We start from the raw sequence: 13,893 nt of genomic DNA on the forward strand, positions 1-13,893 counted from the left end.
TTTTCCAGAACCCGCATCATCAGCGAAACATGCTCGCCGACGCGCGCCGATTGCCGCACCGCACCAGGATCAAGGTCGGACCCGAGACCCTCGACCTGCAAGTCTCCGCCATCACCGACGCGGACGGAGCCTATGTCGGGCCGATGTTGACTTGGTCGGTCATCACCGCACAACTCGCCATGGCCGAAGACGTCGCCGGCGTCGTCGAGGCACTCGGAACCGCGATCGGCGAGATGAAGGAATCGGCGGAGGGCTTGAACCGCTCGGCGGACGCGGCGAGCGAGCGCGCGAACTCCGTAGCGGCCGGATCCGAGGAGATGACCAGCTCGATCCACGAGATCTCGGGCCAGGTCGGGCGGGTCTCCGAGCGCACCCAGCAGATCGCCAACCAGGCGACGGCGACGGATGCGACGGTGCGCAACCTCGCTGCCAATGCCGGCGAGGTCGATGCAGTGGTCGGAATGATCAAGTCGACGGATTGTTCGGGCCGCAGGGCATCGCGCTGGCGGCCATCCCGCCCGGTTCACCAGGGCCTCGATCTCGGCCGCCTGATGGACGGGCGGAGTCGAGCGCGTCCGGAATGCGGGAAGCGTCAGGCCGATCACGAGCAACACCGGCCATATCAGAAGGGCTCTCCACATGTGGTCGCCTCACCGATTGAATCTGAGACGTCCCAGGCGATCCCGAGACGATCACGGCGCGCTGCGCCACGGCGATCCGCCCAAGGCGGCAGGCGCGCCGAACTGCAGGTGCGGCCGCAGCACCGTCTCCAGCCCCGCCTGCCCGGAGAGGGGATGGCTGCGGGAGTCCGGCCGAACGGATAGCGGAGGGTCCACGCTCGTCCCGTCAGGATCTTGCCGGGAGCCCTCCGAGGTCATCGGATAATCCCGCCCGGTGCGCGTTGCCGAGGCGCGGACTTCGCCGACATGGCCGTGCCCCCTGAGAGCACAGCCGGTCCACCTTCCGGAAACCGGCTGGCCCACGGCATCGGGCAGCGTCGCGAAGGCGAGGCAATTGCCGTTCAGCTCGATCATCGGATGACGGTCGTCGATCGCGGCACGCCTCGGCACGACCGTCCTGCAAGACCGCGCGCAGGCGCCCGCCTGCGCCGCGCGACGGACGGCTTCCGTGTCGTGGACGAGGAGACCCCACCTCTCTCGGACACAGAGTTCGATCCCTGTGAAATCCGGCATTTCGCCCTCCAGCATAGCCCGATTTCAGTAATGATCTGATCCAAGATAAATCGTATGCGGGATTCTGCGCATCATTCATTTGGATGCGCCAACGAATAAATAATATTCGACAGCCCGAGGGATGGGCAGGAGCTCCGTCCCTTGGCCCGTGCCGAGACCCGCGCCGAGACCTGTGCGCTCGGCATCCGTCACACCATGATCGTTGCCCGGTGCGTCCGGCCGGGGCGCTCCGACCCGGTCGCCCGCGACGGGCTCCGGGAGCCGCTCCGGGCTGCGGCATGCTCGGCCCGCGACGATCCGCGCCGTTTCCCCGCGGCTCCGCGAGCGCACATGCAGCTTCCCCGCCGCACGGCCCCGCTCAACGGAACTCCCATGCTCCGCCTGCTCATCGCCGACGGCAACGACCGCGCGGCCCGGGACCGGCACGTCGCGGCCACCGGCCGAACCTCGGCCGAGTCCTACGCGGCCGTGGTCCGGGATCTTCGACCGGAAATCAGCTGCCATCTCGTCAGCCCCGCCGATGCCGACGCCACCCTCCCGGCGACCCTCGCGGATTTCGACGGCATGATCTTCACCGGCTCGACGCTCAGAGTTTCCGAGGGCACGCCCGAGGTGAGGCGGCAGCTCGTGCTGATGTGGGCCGCCCTAGACGCGGGGCTGGCGATCTTCGGATCGTGCTGGGGCGTGCAGGTCGCCGCCACGGTGGCGGGCGGGCGGGCCGCCGAGAACCCGCGCGGGCCGGAATACGGCTTCGCCCGCTCCATTACCCCGACCGAGGAGGGCCGGACCCATCCGCTCCTCGCCGGCCGGCCCGGCACGTGGGACGCCCCCGCGATCCACGCGGATGCGGTGCTGCAACCGCCGCCGGGCGCCCGCGTGCTTGCCGGGAACCGGATCCTCGGCATCCAGGCGATCGAGATCCGCCAGGGGGACGGATGGTTCTGGGGGACGCAGTATCATCCCGAGCTCGACCTGGACGAAGTCGCCGCGATGCTCCGCCTGTGCGACACGGCCATCGTCGCGGCGGGCCTGGCGGAGGATCCGGAGACGGTGGCGGCCTATGCCGACGAGATCGCAGGCCTTCAGACAGGCGAGCCCGCAGCCGTGCGCCGGCTCGCATGGCGCCACGGATTGGGGCCGGAAGTGCTGGAGGCGGATCGCCGCCGCCGCGAGATCGGCAACTTTCTGACCCGGCTGTCCACAGGTGAGCATTGACCGGATGCGGCCGCGACCGGGTGGCGCGTTGACCCGCACGACCCCGGGGCTAGCTTCGCTGTCGCGGGTCACGTTCGTGGAAGGCCCGGGGAGCGACCTATCAGGATGAGCCAGGATTCAACGGTGGCCGTTATCGGCAGCGGACTCGGCGGTCTGGCGGCCGCGTGTGTCGCTTCCGCGCGGGGACACCGCGTGACGGTCTACGACAAGAACGGCTGGCTCGGCGGAAAGGCGGCGGTGCTCCACGAGGGCGGCTTCCGCTTCGACATGGGCCCGACCATCCTGACCGTGCCGCGGGTGCTGGAACGGATCTTCGCTGAAGCCGGCCGCTCGGTCCACGACTACATGGATCTGCGCCGCCTCGACCCGCAATGGCGGTGCTTCTTCGATGACGGCACCCAGATCGACCTGATGCAGGACGTCGAGCGGATGGCCGGCGACATGGAGCGCTTCGCGCCCGGCACCGGCGAGGGCTACAAGAAGTTCCTCTCGATCTCGGAACACCTGCACGGCGTTTCGGAAAAGTTCTTCTTCTGGAAGCCGGTCGAAGACCTGTTCGACACGATCAACATCCGCGCCAACATGAACCCGGGCACGCTGCGCGACGTGCTCTCCCTGCGCATGCACGCCTCCGTCGCCTCGACGATCCGCGGCAAGGTCAAGGACGCCCGGCTCGCGCAGATGCTCGACCACTTCGTGCAATATGTCGGCTCCTCGCCCTATGGCGCGCCGGCGGTGCTCTGCGCCATCGCGCACATGCAGACCGCCGACGGCGTCTGGTACCCGATGGGCGGCACCCGCGCCGTGGCGGTGGGGCTGGCGAAGCTCGCCCAGGAACTCGGCGCCACCTGCAAGACCGACACCGAGGTGACCGGAATCGAGACCGCGAACGGCGCCGTCCGGGGCGTGCGGACTGCCCACGGCGTCACGCCCTTCGACGCGGTGATCTCCAACATGGATTCGGTCCGCACCTACCGCGAACTCGTCGGCGGCGAAGCGGCCAAGGTCTACGCCAAGAAGAACCCCGAGCCGGCTTGCTCGGGCGTGGTGCTCTATCTCGGCCTGAACAAGCGCTACGAGCACCTGAACCACCACGACTTCGTCTTCTCCCGGGATCCGGAAGAGGAGTTCGACTACATCTACAACAAGGGCGAGCCGGCCCCGGACCCGACCGCCTATCTGGCGGCGCCCTCCTCCACCGATCCGAGCGTGGCGCCGGAGGGTGGCGAGGCGCTCTACGTCCTCGTGCATACGCCGTATCTGCGCCCGCACCACGACTGGCGTCCGGACGGACCGCTGTTCCAGAATTACCGCCGGACGATCCTCGACAAGCTCAAGCGCACCGGCGGCATGCCGGACTTGGAGGAGCGCATCGTCGTCGAGCGCCACCTGACGCCGCAGGACATCCACGAGCGTTACAAGGTGCTGAATGGCGCGATCTACGGTCTCGCCTCCCACGGGCGGGTGATGGGCGCATTCAAGCCTGGAAACCGTTCGCGGCAGGTGCGCGGCCTCTACCTCGCGGGGGGCGCCGCCCATCCGGGGCCCGGCATGCCGATGGTGATGATGTCGGGCTGGATCGCCGCCGACGCGCACGACCAGGACGCCCGCGGCGCCCTGCGCGCCTCGGCGTGACGGCGACGCCGCCACCTCCCGCCTCCGTCCCGGGGGGCGAGAGAGGTACGCGCGGCGCCCCCTTGCCCCCGATCTCGCCCGGAATCCGCGCCTTCATGGTGGCGTGGTTCGAGCGCTATATGCACCGCCACCTCGACGCCGTGCGGCTGCCCCTCTGGAGCACACCGCCGGCGACGAGCCATCCGGGCGCGATCGTGGTCTATAGCAACCACCCGGCGTGGTGGGACGCCGCGCTGATCGTCGTGCTGGCCGGCCGCCTCTATCCGGAGCGATGGAGCCGCGCCCCGTTCGACGCCGCGATGCTGGCGCGCTACCGGATCTTCGAGCGGATCGGCGCCTTCGGGGTCGACCTGGAGAGCCCGCGCGGGGCGGCGCAGTTCCTCACGGCCGCCCGGTCGATCCTGGCGTCCTCCGACGGCATGCTCTGGATCACCGCACAGGGCCGTTTCGCGGATGCCCGCGCACGGCCGCTGGCCCTGAGGCCCGGCGTGGCACGGCTCGCCGAGATCGCCCCCGACGCCCTGTTCGTTCCCCTCGCCGTGGAATACACCTTCTGGGACGAGCGCGGCGCCGGCGCCTTCGTGGCCTTCGGTCCCGGGATCGGCGGATCCGAACTCGCCGCGCTTCCGCGAGACCAGCGGCTCGCGCGCCTGGAATCCGACCTGACCACGACCCTCGACCGTCTGAGCGCCGATGTGATCAGCCGGGAACCCGGACGCTTCCGCACCCTGGTCTCCGGCCGAAAGGGCGTCGGCGGCCTCTACGATCTGTGGCGACGCGTGGCGGCCCGGCTCTCCGGGCGACGCTTCGATCCGGCGCATCGCGCCGCGGGCGGCCAGGATCGCGCCGGATGACCCCTTCCGCTCGCGCCCGGCCCCGTACGATCCCAGGTCGAGACCCGACACCAGCGCGGCGCGGACGATGACCGATTCGATCCTCACGGCCCTGGCCCTGCTCTGCCTGGTCACCGCCCTCCTGCCGGCCGTGCTGGCGGCGGTGAATCTCGCGGCTCTGCGCCGGCCCATGCCGGAGACCGGGACGGGCCTGGTCTCGATCCTGATCCCGGCACGCAACGAGGCCGGCAACATCGACGCCACCGTGCGGGCGGCGCTCGCCAGCACATCGGTTCCGGTGGAGGTGATCGTCGGTGACGATCATTCCACGGACGCGACCGCGGAGATCGTGCGCGCCGTCGGCGATCCGCGTCTGCGCCTCGTCTCGATGCCGGCCCTTCCCGAAGGCTGGACGGGCAAGAACCACGCCTGCAGCCATATGGCCGGCCTCGCCCGCGGCGACCACCTGCTGTTCCTGGACGCCGACGTGCGCCTCGAAGCCGAGGCCGCGGCTGCCGTGGCGGCCCAGGCCCGCCGCACCGGCGCGGCGCTCGTCAGCGGCGTACCCCGGCAGCGCACGGACACGCTCGGCGAGATGCTGACCGTCCCGATGATCGACTTCCTGCTCCTCGGCTTCCTGCCGGTGCCGCTGATGCGTCGGCTGCCGGACCCGTCGCTCGGCGCGGCCTGCGGTCAGCTGATCTTGGTCGATCGTGCGGCCTACACGGCCGTCGGCGGACATGCTGCGATCCGCAAATCCCTCCATGACGGCGTCCGCCTGGCCCGCCTCTTCCGTGCCGCGGGCTACCGGACGGATCTCGTGGCCGCCGCCGCGCTGGCGACATGCCGGATGTACGATGGCTTCACCCAAGCCTGGGCCGGCTTCTCCAAGAACGCCCACGAGGGCATGGCCACGCCCCGCGCCCTTCCGGTCTGGACGCTCCTGCTCGGCTGCGGCCAGGTCCTGCCGCCGCTCCTCATTCTGGCCGGCCTGCTCGGGCTGATGCCCGCCTCCGCCCTGGCCCTGGCCGCCCTGGCCTTGGCCCTGTCGCTGGCGACCCGGACGGCCGTCACGGTGGCGGTCCGGGCACCCTGGGCGACGATCCCGCTCCACCCGGCGGCGGTCGCGGTGGCCTTGGCGATCCAGTGGAACGTGCTCCTGCGCCGCGAGCGAGCCGGCGCGGCCACTTGGAAGGGGCGCAGCTATCCCGTGAGCGGCGGCTGACCCGCGCAGGCCGACGGAAGGCCACCGCCGGCCCGGATCACGCGTTCAGGGCTGGCACGGGTTGGTGTTGCGGGCCTTTCCGGAAGACGGCTTCAGCGAGACGATGAGCTGAACGTTCGGCACATCGCCGACCTTCCGGGTCAGGTGCCCGACATGGCCCTCCGCCCCCTGCGGCGTCGATCCCATGTCGGCGTTGAACTCCACCTCGCCGGGTCCCTGCTCGAGCACGCTCCCGTCGGTGGCCTCCACCGACCAGCGGCCCGACAGGGTGATCACCCATTGCGGCCCCGGCGCCGTGTGCCACGTGCCGACATAGCCGACGGGCAGGACCGCATACTTGATCGACGCCACCTCCCCCGGCGGAAAGCCGACGTATTGCGGCGCTGCCGGAGGCGCGTAGCTCTTGAAGATGAAATTCTTCAGGTCACAGTATTGGACATGGCTGTGACCCTTGTCGTCGGCATAGAGAACCCCGTACCGCAAGGCGGGCGGATCGGCTGAGGCGAGACCGGCCGGACCGGACGGCGCCGCCTCGATGGTCATCAACGGTTCCTTCTTCGGATCGCCGGCCGCCTGAACATTCAGGGCGCCCATGACCGACATCAGCAGAGCCGCAGCGGCGCGGTCTGCCATCCTGAACCATCCCATGGTTTCCCCTCGGCTTTGTCTCGGGCGCGACGCGCGCCGCAGCCCATTAAAATCGGCCGCCAGATCTTCTCAATCTTTTTCCCGTGCAACGAACTTCCGATGCTTTTCTTTATCTGAAACATCGATCTTTAATCTCGAAACTTTGCATGCAAACTTAGATCTGTTCACGACGCCGAGAAGCAAGTCAAAGGAAATACCCGGATGCACGCGCTCCATGCGGCGTCCGACGGCGCAGAAGTCTTGTCCACAGACGCCCGACAGCGAGGCCGGCAACCTGACGGGTTCGGCTCCGATCCGCGGCCGCAGATCGGGGCGAAGATCGCTCATCGCCCACAGACCGCCAGATGCAGGATCCGGTCGGAGGCTCAGATGGATCCGACGGCTTCAGATGCCGGGCTCCCCATCGCGGGATACGCCGCCTCGTGGCTCGCAGCGCACGACAGCGCGCCCCCGGCTTTCACCGCAACGGCAGCCGTCCTGTTCGCGGGAGCGCCGGCGGCTCTTGTCACCTTCGCCGGCAACAGCCTGCTCGGCGCCGGCATGGTCCATCGCCGCAACGCGGCGCCGGACCGCCCGGTCGTCCTGGCGCCGGTGGGCCGGCGCGTTCGTCCGGATCGGTGCCAAAGCGGTGTTCGCCCGGGTGCGGTGATCGCACAGCGGTTTGTCGTGCCGCGGCTCGGCCTATTGGATCAGGCCGACTGGGGCTCCGCTCCAGCCGAGCCGTCCGGCTGCGTTTCCGCCAGGATCCAGGCGGCGGTGTCGGCGTCCGCGCCGGCGACCGGCAGATGCAGGATGATCGGCGTGTCGTAGGGATGTCGCGCCTTCAGGGCGGCCGTCAGGGCGTCGGCGAGACCCTCGCGGCTCTTGAGAAGGGCCGCGACCTCCGCGCCGCGCTCGACGGCGCCCTTCCAGCTGTAGACGGATTGCATGCCCGGCATCACGTTGATGCAGGCGATGAGACGCTCGCGGACCAGGGCCTCGCCGATATTCAGCGCAGAGGCGAGGTCGGGAAAGGTGGTGTAGACGAGGAGCGGACGCTCCATGCTATGCCTCCGATTGCGCATGTGCCGTCAGAGTGAGGCCCATGCCAAGCCAGGACGTCAACCGGGCGGTTCGCTCATCAGACTGGAGCCGTGACGTGAACCCTGAGGCGATTTTGACGCGCCTGCGCGGCTGCGCCTGAGCCATGGCGCTCTTCCAGAAGATCGCCTTCGTGGCGAGTCCGACCGGCCATGCCCGCGAGGCCGCCGCCGCCCTGATGCGTCGCTACGATCACGTCCCGCCCGAGGAGGCGGACGTCGTGGTGGCGCTCGGCGGTGACGGCCTGATGCTGCAGGTGCTCCACCGCTTCATGGACAACCCGAAGCCGATCTACGGGATGAACCGCGGCACGGTCGGCTTCCTGATGAACGAGTTTCGCGACGACGACCTTCTGGAGCATCTGGAGACGGCGCATCGCAGCGTCATCCACCCGCTGGTGATGGACGTCCTCGACACCGAAGGCCGCTCCCACCGGGCGCGGGCGATCAACGAGGTCTATCTGCTGCGCCAGACCCACCAGACCGCCAAGCTGAAGATCGCCGTCGACGGCAACGTCCGGCTCGACCTGCTGATCGCCGACGGCGTACTCGTCGCCACCGCGGCGGGCTCGACCGCCTACAACCTGTCGGTCGGCGGCCCGATCCTGCCCCTGGACGCCAAGCTGCTGGCACTGACGCCGATCTCGGCCTTCCGCCCCCGGCGCTGGCGCGGCGCGCTCCTGCCGGATTACGCCCGCATCCGGATCGACGTGCTCGACGCGCCCCACCGCCCGGTGGCGGCGGTCGCCGATCACACCGAGTTCCGCCGCGTCTGCACCGTGGAGACATCCCTCGACCGCGCTACCGAACTCGTGCTGCTCCACGATCCCGGCCACAGCCTCGACGAGCGCATCCTGCGAGAGCAATTCGGGTGAGCCTGGACATCAGACCCGCGCGAGCGACCGATCACGCGGCGATCACCCGCATCATCGTGCCGACCATCCGGGCGGGAGAGACCTATGCCCTCGACCGCGACCTCGGCGAGGCCGAAGCCCTCGCCTACTGGACCGGACCGGACCGCGAGACCTTCGTGGCGGAGGAAGCGGGGACCGTGGTCGGCACGTATTACCTGCGCGCCAATCAGGCGGGCGGAGGCGCCCACGTCGCCAATTGCGGATTCATGACGGGGGAGGCCGCGATCGGCCGCGGAATCGCCCGCGCCCTGTGCGCGCATGCCCTCGATCGGGCGCGGACGCGCGGTTTCACGGCGATGCAGTTCAACTTCGTGGTCAGCACCAACGTCCGGGCCGTCCGGCTATGGGAAAGCTTCGACTTCGCCGTGGTCGGACGGCTGCCGGGCGCCTTTCGACACCCGGACCTCGGGCCGGTCGATGCGCTGGTGATGTTCCGGACGCTCTGAGGTGCGCCCGGATCAGGGCTGCGCAGCCGCGACGAGGTCGCCTTCGCGGATCGCCCGCTCGCCGGCCTTCGTGCGGATCCGGTAGCTCGGCTCGCCGGTCTGATCCTGCGGCATGAGCCGCAGGACCTCGAACACCTCGACCTCGCCCGCTTCGCCGGGGGTCCCGAGCCGGGGCCGGCAGACACGCTGGCCGATCTTGAACTTGTGGGACATGCCGGGCTCCTGGAGGGTGTTGCCGCTGCCGCGCCTCAGCGCTTCTTCTGCGCTTTCGCCTTGCGGGCGAGATAGCGAGCGTCGCGCTGGGCCTTCTGTTCGGCCTGGAGAGCCTTGGCGCGCTCCTGCGCGGCCAGCTGCTCGGCGTGCTTGCGCTCGATTTCCGCGAGACGCTCGGCCTCGGCCAGGGCAGCGGCGCGCTCGAGCTCGGCCTGACGCTGGGCGGCGCGTTCGGCCGCACGGGCCTCGCGGGCATCGACCACGGCGCGGCGGGCGGATTGGCGAGCCAGGACCGTGGGATCATCGGCAGACGGGCGCGCCCGGAACCGGGCCAGCATCTCGGACCGCGCCTTCGCGGCGGTCTCCAGACGATCGACGACACCCTGATTCTTCAAAAAGCTCACAGACACTCCTGGATCGGGCGCGGCGAAGGCCGTCGCCCACGAGAGAAAGGCAAGGAAAGAGAATGCAGATACGAAGAAGCCGCTCCAAGGGAGCGGCTTCGACAGAAACGCCTAGGACGGCGATCAGGCCGTCTGGAGCTGACCGGCGGACTGCTTGCCGCTGCGACGGTCGGTCTCCAGCTCGTAGGAAACCTTCTGGCCTTCGTTCAGGCTGCGCAGGCCGGCGCGCTCGACGGCCGAGATGTGAACGAACACGTCCTTGCCGCCGTCATCCGGCTGGATGAAGCCGTAGCCCTTGGTCTCGTTGAACCACTTGACGGTTCCGGTGCTCATGGAAGTCCTTGATCTTCGCAGGCATAGTGAGGAATGGCACCCGCTCACGCGAGAAGGCGCCGGCATCGACCGATAGCGATAGGAAAGTCAGAACCGCCCTGCGAAGGCGTAACGGTCCAAGATATCCGGACACGTGCCGATACGGCTTAAATAAACCGCCGGCGGTTTTTTGGCAAGCGCAGGGAAATATTTCACCCGGCAACAGGCCCGCCGATGCGGGAAATTCTCAGCGGAAAATGCGGTTGACCAACGCCAGAACGGCCGCGAGAACAACGAGATAAGGGAGTTCAATGCGGCGTGGGCGCATGAAGTCTGTGGTTACGGCCGCACGAACTAGCGCCGTCGGCACGCGGGCACCGGACGGGCTTGCTCAGGCCGGAACGAGGCGCAGAATACCCTCGCCGCGCCGATGGCCGACGGCGGTCACCGCGACCTCGCGGGCGCTGCCGCCGGCGACGAGGGCGGCCCCGAGCGCCGTTCCGAAGGGTGCCGCCACTTCGAGCCCGTGCCCGATCACGTCCCCGAGGGCGCGCAGCCGCGCGCCGGGCGCGAGACGGGCCAGCGCATCGTGCTCTTCCGCGGTGATCGGCGCGACTCCGGTGGCACCGGACAGGACGTGATCGGGGCCCGAGAGGCCGGCCTGTCGCCAGAGGGCCTCGAGGCTGTCGGCGACGCTGCCAGGCGTGCGCCGGGTCCGGTCGCTCGCCACCGTCTCAAGCCGCGCCAGGGCACGGGCACCGCGGGCGGCCGCATGCGCAGCCGATTCCAGCATCAAGAACGCTGCGCAGCTACCGAGGATGAAGCCGCCCGCCTCGCCGCGCGCGAAGACCGGGCGGTAGGCGTCGCGGGCGAGGTAGCCGCCCATCTCGTGGATGACCAGAACGTCCGGCCGCTCGGCGCTGTAGGAGCCGCCGACCAGGATCGCATCGATCTGGCCCGAAGCCACCCGCGCCTGGGCGATCCGCAGGGCGTCGACCCCGGCGGATTCCTCGCCCATGAAGGTGCGCGAGGCGCCCGTCACCCCGTGCACGATGGCGATGTTGCCGGCGAGCAGGTTCGAGAGCTGAGCGAGGAACAGGGTCGGCCGGAGGTCGTTCTGCAGCCGCTCGTTCAGGTAGGCGCCCGGATCGGCGGCGTCCCGCAGGCCGTGAGGATCGCCCCGTCCGCCACATAATCGCGCTCGCCGCCGCCCGCCGCCACGACGAGATGGAGCGCCTGCTTGAAGGCGGCCTCATCCTTTACGCCCGCGGCGTCGAGGGCGAGGCCGGCGGCGTAGACGCCGAGCCGCTGCCAGGCCTCCATCTGCCGCTGGTCGCTGCGCTTGGGAATCTGGCCGTCCCAGGCGATCGCCGGCGCCGGATGCACCGGGTAGGGCGCAAAGGTCTCGCTGTCCGTGCGCGGAGCCGCCTCCCCGGCGAGGGCGGCCAAGTGGGCGTCGACGCCTTCACCCACGCAGGAGACGAGGCCGAGGCCGGTGACGACGACGGGGCGGCTCATGGCTGACTCAGGGCTCGCGTTCGGCCGGCGCCGAATCGGGAAACAGGCCGATCGTCCGCGCCCGCTCGCGCATCGGCGCGTCGAGGCCGTCCGGGAACGGCATGGTGCGGAAGCGCAGCTCCGCGTCGCACAGCGCCTTGCCGTCGTGGCTGATCGCCGCCTTGGTGACCGCGTAGCCCGAGCCGTCATGCTCCAGGTGCGCCGTGACGAGGAGGTCCGCCCCAGGGCCCACGAAGGACCGGAAGCGGGCCTTGTCGACACCGGTGAGGAACGGCATCCGGGCGAAGTCGAGATGGGCAAGCACAAGGTAGCCGGAGGCCTGCGCCATCGTCTCGGTGAGGAGGACGCCCGGCACCAGGGGATGGCCGGGGAAGTGCCCTTCGAAGACCGGGCTGGCCATCGGCACCCGGGCGAGCGCCTCGATGCGGCCGGCGGCCCGATCGAGGAGCCGCACGGAGTCGATCATCTCGAAATATTCGAGGCGCATGATGGGTCGGATCGGCCTGCGTTCAGACCTTGGCGGCCTTCTCGGCCACGAGGCCGTCGATGCGCGCGCAGAGGTTCTTGAGGACGAAGTACTCCTCGGCCGGGACCTTGCCCTCGTTGACCTCCTGGGTCCAGCGCTCGAGCGGCAGCTTGATCCCGAAGGCCTTGTCCACCGCGAAGGCGATGTCGAGGAAGGCGAGGCTGTCGATGCCGAGGTCGTCGATGGCGTGGCTCTCGGGCGTGATCTTGTCCCGCGGGATGTCGGCGGTCTCGGCTATGATGTCGGCCACGCGCTCGAAGGTGGCGCTGCCGTGGGCGGGCTCGTCGGACATGTCTTCTCGCGGGCTGTTCGAATTCCGGATCGGTCGTGCGGGAGCCCCCTCGCCGCCCGGGCGGCCCGGCGGAAACGCCCCGTGCGGCCACCCTACGCGTATACGGGCCCTCGTACGCGGCCCCGTCGAATGGCGGCGACCTCTACACGAGGGTGTCAGGGGCGGCAACCGCGGCGCTTCCCCGGCGTTTCAGCGCCTGTCCACAAGCGTGCGCCGCCGGGTGTGCGGACGCGCATGTGCGCCGATCGCGCCGACCCTAGCTTGACGGCGAGAGGACCGCGCGTCCTCAGGAGAACAGACGGATGCCACCGATCACCAAGCCCGCCGCTCCGCCGGCGCGGATCGAGACGCCACCCCTCCCGCCACAGGAGCGGGCGCGCTCCCAGGGTGCGGCTCGCGTCCTGCTCGTGCTGACCCTGTCGGCCCTGGGTCTCTGGATCCTGCACGAGTTCCTGCCCGCGCTGGCCTGGGCGGTGGTGCTGGCGATCGCCCTGTGGCCAGTCTACACGCGGCTGGAGCACCGCTTCCCGCCGGGCAAGCACAACATCCTGCTGCCCACGCTGATGACGGCGGCGGTGGCGCTGGTCTTCCTGGCGCCGCTGGCGATCCTCGGCGTCCAGGCCGCCCGCGAGGCCCACGACGTGGCCGAGTTCGTCCGCAATGCCGAGGCGAACGGCATCCCGGCGCCGGAATTCCTCCAGCACCTGCCCTACGGCGCCGCGCAGGCGACCGCGTGGTGGAACGACAATCTCGGCCACGCGCAGGCGGGCTCGGACCTGCTGCGCCGGTTCGAGAACAATTCCGTGCTCGGGGCGTCGCGCAATGTCGGCCGCGAGGTGGTGCACCGGATCGTGCTGTTCGGCTTCAGCCTCGTGGCCCTGTTCTTCCTGTTCCGCGACTGGCGGACGGTGCGGGACCAGTCGCTGACCGCCTGCCACCGGCTGTTCGGCCCGCGCGGCGAGCGCGTCGCCCGCCAGATGGTGGCCTCCGTGCACGGCACCGTCGACGGACTCGTGCTGGTGGGCCTCGGCGAGGGCTTCGTGCTGGGGATCGTGTACCACTTCGCGGGGGTGCCCCACCCCGTGCTCCTCGGTGCCTTCACGGCGGTCGCGGCGATGATCCCGTTCGGAGCCGCCGTGGCCATCGCCATCGCGGCGCTTCTTCTGGTTGCGGCGGGTTCGGTGACGGCGGCTTTGGTGGTGGCTGCGGCGGGTTTCGTCGTGACCTTCGTCGCCGACCATTTCATCCGGCCGGCCCTGATCGGCGGCACGACGAAACTGCCCTTCCTGTGGGTGCTCCTCGGCATCCTCGGCGGCGTCGAGACCTTCGGGCTGCTCGGCCTGTTCGTTGGCCCGGCGGTGATGGCCGCCCTGGTCCTGCTGTGGCGGGAATTCACCGAGGGGCAGGACGCGACGGCCTGAGCCGCCGGACCCGCTAGTC

17 protein-coding genes and 2 pseudogenes are annotated in these 13,893 nt (G+C 69.8%); 9 read left to right on the forward strand and 10 right to left on the reverse strand.

Annotated elements, in window-relative coordinates; translation table 11 throughout:
* A pseudogene (locus I53_RS35035) lies at nt 1-473 on the forward strand (histidine kinase); the annotation flags it as partial.
* 219 nt (nt 474-692) lie between these two features.
* On the opposite strand, the gene I53_RS33870 reads toward I53_RS35035, so the two are convergent.
* Nucleotides 693-1,034: a hypothetical protein gene (locus I53_RS33870; RefSeq protein ID WP_187294334.1), complete on the reverse strand. Its 342-nt coding sequence runs from the start codon at nt 1,032-1,034 to the stop codon at nt 693-695.
* Between I53_RS33870 and I53_RS35040 the strand changes: the two genes are divergently transcribed.
* The 5 genes from I53_RS35040 (at nt 927) to I53_RS10545 (ending at nt 6,101) form a co-directional block, all read left to right on the forward strand.
* On the forward strand, nt 927-1,232 hold the full coding sequence (locus tag I53_RS35040; RefSeq protein WP_148291116.1) for a hypothetical protein: 306 nt from the start codon (nt 927-929) through the stop codon (nt 1,230-1,232). The genes I53_RS33870 and I53_RS35040 overlap by 108 nt on opposite strands.
* 333 nt (nt 1,233-1,565) lie before the next feature.
* Complete coding sequence (locus I53_RS10530; protein ID WP_043350204.1) at nt 1,566-2,408, forward strand: gamma-glutamyl-gamma-aminobutyrate hydrolase family protein; 843 nt, start codon at nt 1,566-1,568, stop codon at nt 2,406-2,408.
* A 105-nt stretch (nt 2,409-2,513) separates the two neighbouring features.
* Nucleotides 2,514-4,043 carry a phytoene desaturase family protein gene (locus I53_RS10535; RefSeq protein ID WP_043350182.1) on the forward strand — a complete coding sequence of 510 codons (1,530 nt, stop codon included), beginning with the start codon at nt 2,514-2,516 and terminating at the stop codon, nt 4,041-4,043.
* A 95-nt stretch (nt 4,044-4,138) separates the two neighbouring features.
* A complete protein-coding gene (locus I53_RS10540; RefSeq protein ID WP_051044768.1) occupies nt 4,139-4,897 on the forward strand; it encodes a lysophospholipid acyltransferase family protein in 759 nt (252 codons plus the stop codon).
* A 67-nt stretch (nt 4,898-4,964) separates the two neighbouring features.
* Nucleotides 4,965-6,101, forward strand: coding sequence for a glycosyltransferase family 2 protein (locus I53_RS10545; protein ID WP_043350186.1), 1,137 nt, complete (start codon nt 4,965-4,967; stop codon nt 6,099-6,101).
* 45 nt (nt 6,102-6,146) lie between these two features.
* On the opposite strand, the gene I53_RS10550 is transcribed toward I53_RS10545, so the two are convergent.
* The 3 genes from I53_RS10550 to cutA form a co-directional block, all read right to left on the reverse strand.
* On the reverse strand, nt 6,147-6,734 hold the full coding sequence (locus I53_RS10550; protein ID WP_251982287.1) for a hypothetical protein: 588 nt from the start codon (nt 6,732-6,734) through the stop codon (nt 6,147-6,149).
* Nucleotides 6,735-6,818: 84 nt separating this feature from the next.
* Entirely contained in the window at nt 6,819-7,076 is a 258-nt protein-coding gene (locus I53_RS33145; protein WP_148291117.1) for a hypothetical protein, read from the reverse strand.
* Nucleotides 7,077-7,438: 362 nt separating this feature from the next.
* The gene (gene cutA / locus I53_RS10555) at nt 7,439-7,792 is read right to left on the reverse strand and encodes a divalent-cation tolerance protein CutA (protein ID WP_043350188.1); all 354 of its coding nucleotides are present in this window, start codon (nt 7,790-7,792) and stop codon (nt 7,439-7,441) included.
* A 143-nt stretch (nt 7,793-7,935) separates the two neighbouring features.
* Between cutA and I53_RS10560 the strand changes: the two genes are divergently transcribed.
* Together I53_RS10560 and I53_RS10565 are read left to right on the forward strand one after the other, a co-directional pair.
* Nucleotides 7,936-8,703, forward strand: a complete 768-nt coding sequence (locus I53_RS10560; RefSeq protein ID WP_043350190.1) for an NAD kinase — start codon at nt 7,936-7,938, stop codon at nt 8,701-8,703.
* A 2-nt stretch (nt 8,704-8,705) separates the two neighbouring features.
* A complete protein-coding gene (locus tag I53_RS10565; RefSeq protein WP_043350208.1) occupies nt 8,706-9,188 on the forward strand; it encodes a GNAT family N-acetyltransferase in 483 nt (160 codons plus the stop codon).
* Nucleotides 9,189-9,200: 12 nt separating this feature from the next.
* Here I53_RS10565 and I53_RS10570 read toward each other — a convergent pair whose 3' ends face one another.
* The 6 genes and pseudogenes from I53_RS10570 to I53_RS10595 form a co-directional block, all read right to left on the reverse strand.
* Nucleotides 9,201-9,401: a hypothetical protein gene (locus I53_RS10570; RefSeq protein ID WP_043350192.1), complete on the reverse strand. Its 201-nt coding sequence runs from the start codon at nt 9,399-9,401 to the stop codon at nt 9,201-9,203.
* A 35-nt stretch (nt 9,402-9,436) separates the two neighbouring features.
* Complete coding sequence (locus tag I53_RS10575) at nt 9,437-9,805, reverse strand: DUF6481 family protein (RefSeq protein WP_043350195.1); 369 nt, start codon at nt 9,803-9,805, stop codon at nt 9,437-9,439.
* A 123-nt stretch (nt 9,806-9,928) separates the two neighbouring features.
* Nucleotides 9,929-10,138 (reverse strand): cold-shock protein, encoded by a 210-nt coding sequence (locus I53_RS10580; RefSeq protein WP_010683690.1) that lies wholly within the window; start codon nt 10,136-10,138, stop codon nt 9,929-9,931.
* 370 nt (nt 10,139-10,508) lie between these two features.
* Nucleotides 10,509-11,635, reverse strand: a pseudogene (locus tag I53_RS10585) (beta-ketoacyl-ACP synthase).
* A gap of 7 nt (nt 11,636-11,642) precedes the next feature.
* Nucleotides 11,643-12,122 carry a 3-hydroxyacyl-ACP dehydratase FabZ family protein gene (locus I53_RS10590; RefSeq protein WP_043350198.1) on the reverse strand — a complete coding sequence of 160 codons (480 nt, stop codon included), beginning with the start codon at nt 12,120-12,122 and terminating at the stop codon, nt 11,643-11,645.
* Nucleotides 12,123-12,144: 22 nt separating this feature from the next.
* The gene (locus I53_RS10595) at nt 12,145-12,453 is read right to left on the reverse strand and encodes an acyl carrier protein (protein ID WP_010683687.1); all 309 of its coding nucleotides are present in this window, start codon (nt 12,451-12,453) and stop codon (nt 12,145-12,147) included.
* Between the two features lie 302 nt (nt 12,454-12,755).
* Between I53_RS10595 and I53_RS10600 the strand changes: the two genes are divergently transcribed.
* Nucleotides 12,756-13,874, forward strand: a complete 1,119-nt coding sequence (locus I53_RS10600; RefSeq protein WP_043350201.1) for an AI-2E family transporter — start codon at nt 12,756-12,758, stop codon at nt 13,872-13,874.
* Nucleotides 13,875-13,893 lie beyond the last annotated feature (19 nt).

It is taken from the genome of Methylobacterium sp. B1 (genome assembly GCF_000333255.1).
GTDB lineage: Bacteria > Pseudomonadota > Alphaproteobacteria > Rhizobiales > Beijerinckiaceae > Methylobacterium > Methylobacterium fujisawaense.

Excerpts from the sequence above, each read along its gene's own strand:
- I53_RS33870 (WP_187294334.1), bottom strand. The coding sequence starts at position 1,034 with ATGATCGAGCTGAACGGCAATTGCCTCGCCTTCGCGACGCTGCCCGAT.
- I53_RS10595 (WP_010683687.1), bottom strand. The coding sequence starts at position 12,453 with ATGTCCGACGAGCCCGCCCACGGCAGCGCCACCTTCGAGCGCGTGGCC.
- cutA (WP_043350188.1), bottom strand. The coding sequence starts at position 7,792 with ATGGAGCGTCCGCTCCTCGTCTACACCACCTTTCCCGACCTCGCCTCT.
- I53_RS10600 (WP_043350201.1), top strand. The coding sequence starts at position 12,756 with ATGCCACCGATCACCAAGCCCGCCGCTCCGCCGGCGCGGATCGAGACG.
- I53_RS10535 (WP_043350182.1), top strand. The coding sequence starts at position 2,514 with ATGAGCCAGGATTCAACGGTGGCCGTTATCGGCAGCGGACTCGGCGGT.
- I53_RS10550 (WP_251982287.1), bottom strand. The coding sequence starts at position 6,734 with ATGGCAGACCGCGCCGCTGCGGCTCTGCTGATGTCGGTCATGGGCGCC.
- I53_RS10530 (WP_043350204.1), top strand. The coding sequence starts at position 1,566 with ATGCTCCGCCTGCTCATCGCCGACGGCAACGACCGCGCGGCCCGGGAC.
- I53_RS33145 (WP_148291117.1), bottom strand. The coding sequence starts at position 7,076 with ATGAGCGATCTTCGCCCCGATCTGCGGCCGCGGATCGGAGCCGAACCC.
- I53_RS10580 (WP_010683690.1), bottom strand. The coding sequence starts at position 10,138 with ATGAGCACCGGAACCGTCAAGTGGTTCAACGAGACCAAGGGCTACGGC.
- I53_RS35040 (WP_148291116.1), top strand. The coding sequence starts at position 927 with ATGGCCGTGCCCCCTGAGAGCACAGCCGGTCCACCTTCCGGAAACCGG.
- I53_RS10570 (WP_043350192.1), bottom strand. The coding sequence starts at position 9,401 with ATGTCCCACAAGTTCAAGATCGGCCAGCGTGTCTGCCGGCCCCGGCTC.
- I53_RS10590 (WP_043350198.1), bottom strand. The coding sequence starts at position 12,122 with ATGCGCCTCGAATATTTCGAGATGATCGACTCCGTGCGGCTCCTCGAT.
- I53_RS10560 (WP_043350190.1), top strand. The coding sequence starts at position 7,936 with ATGGCGCTCTTCCAGAAGATCGCCTTCGTGGCGAGTCCGACCGGCCAT.
- I53_RS10540 (WP_051044768.1), top strand. The coding sequence starts at position 4,139 with ATGGTGGCGTGGTTCGAGCGCTATATGCACCGCCACCTCGACGCCGTG.
- I53_RS10545 (WP_043350186.1), top strand. The coding sequence starts at position 4,965 with ATGACCGATTCGATCCTCACGGCCCTGGCCCTGCTCTGCCTGGTCACC.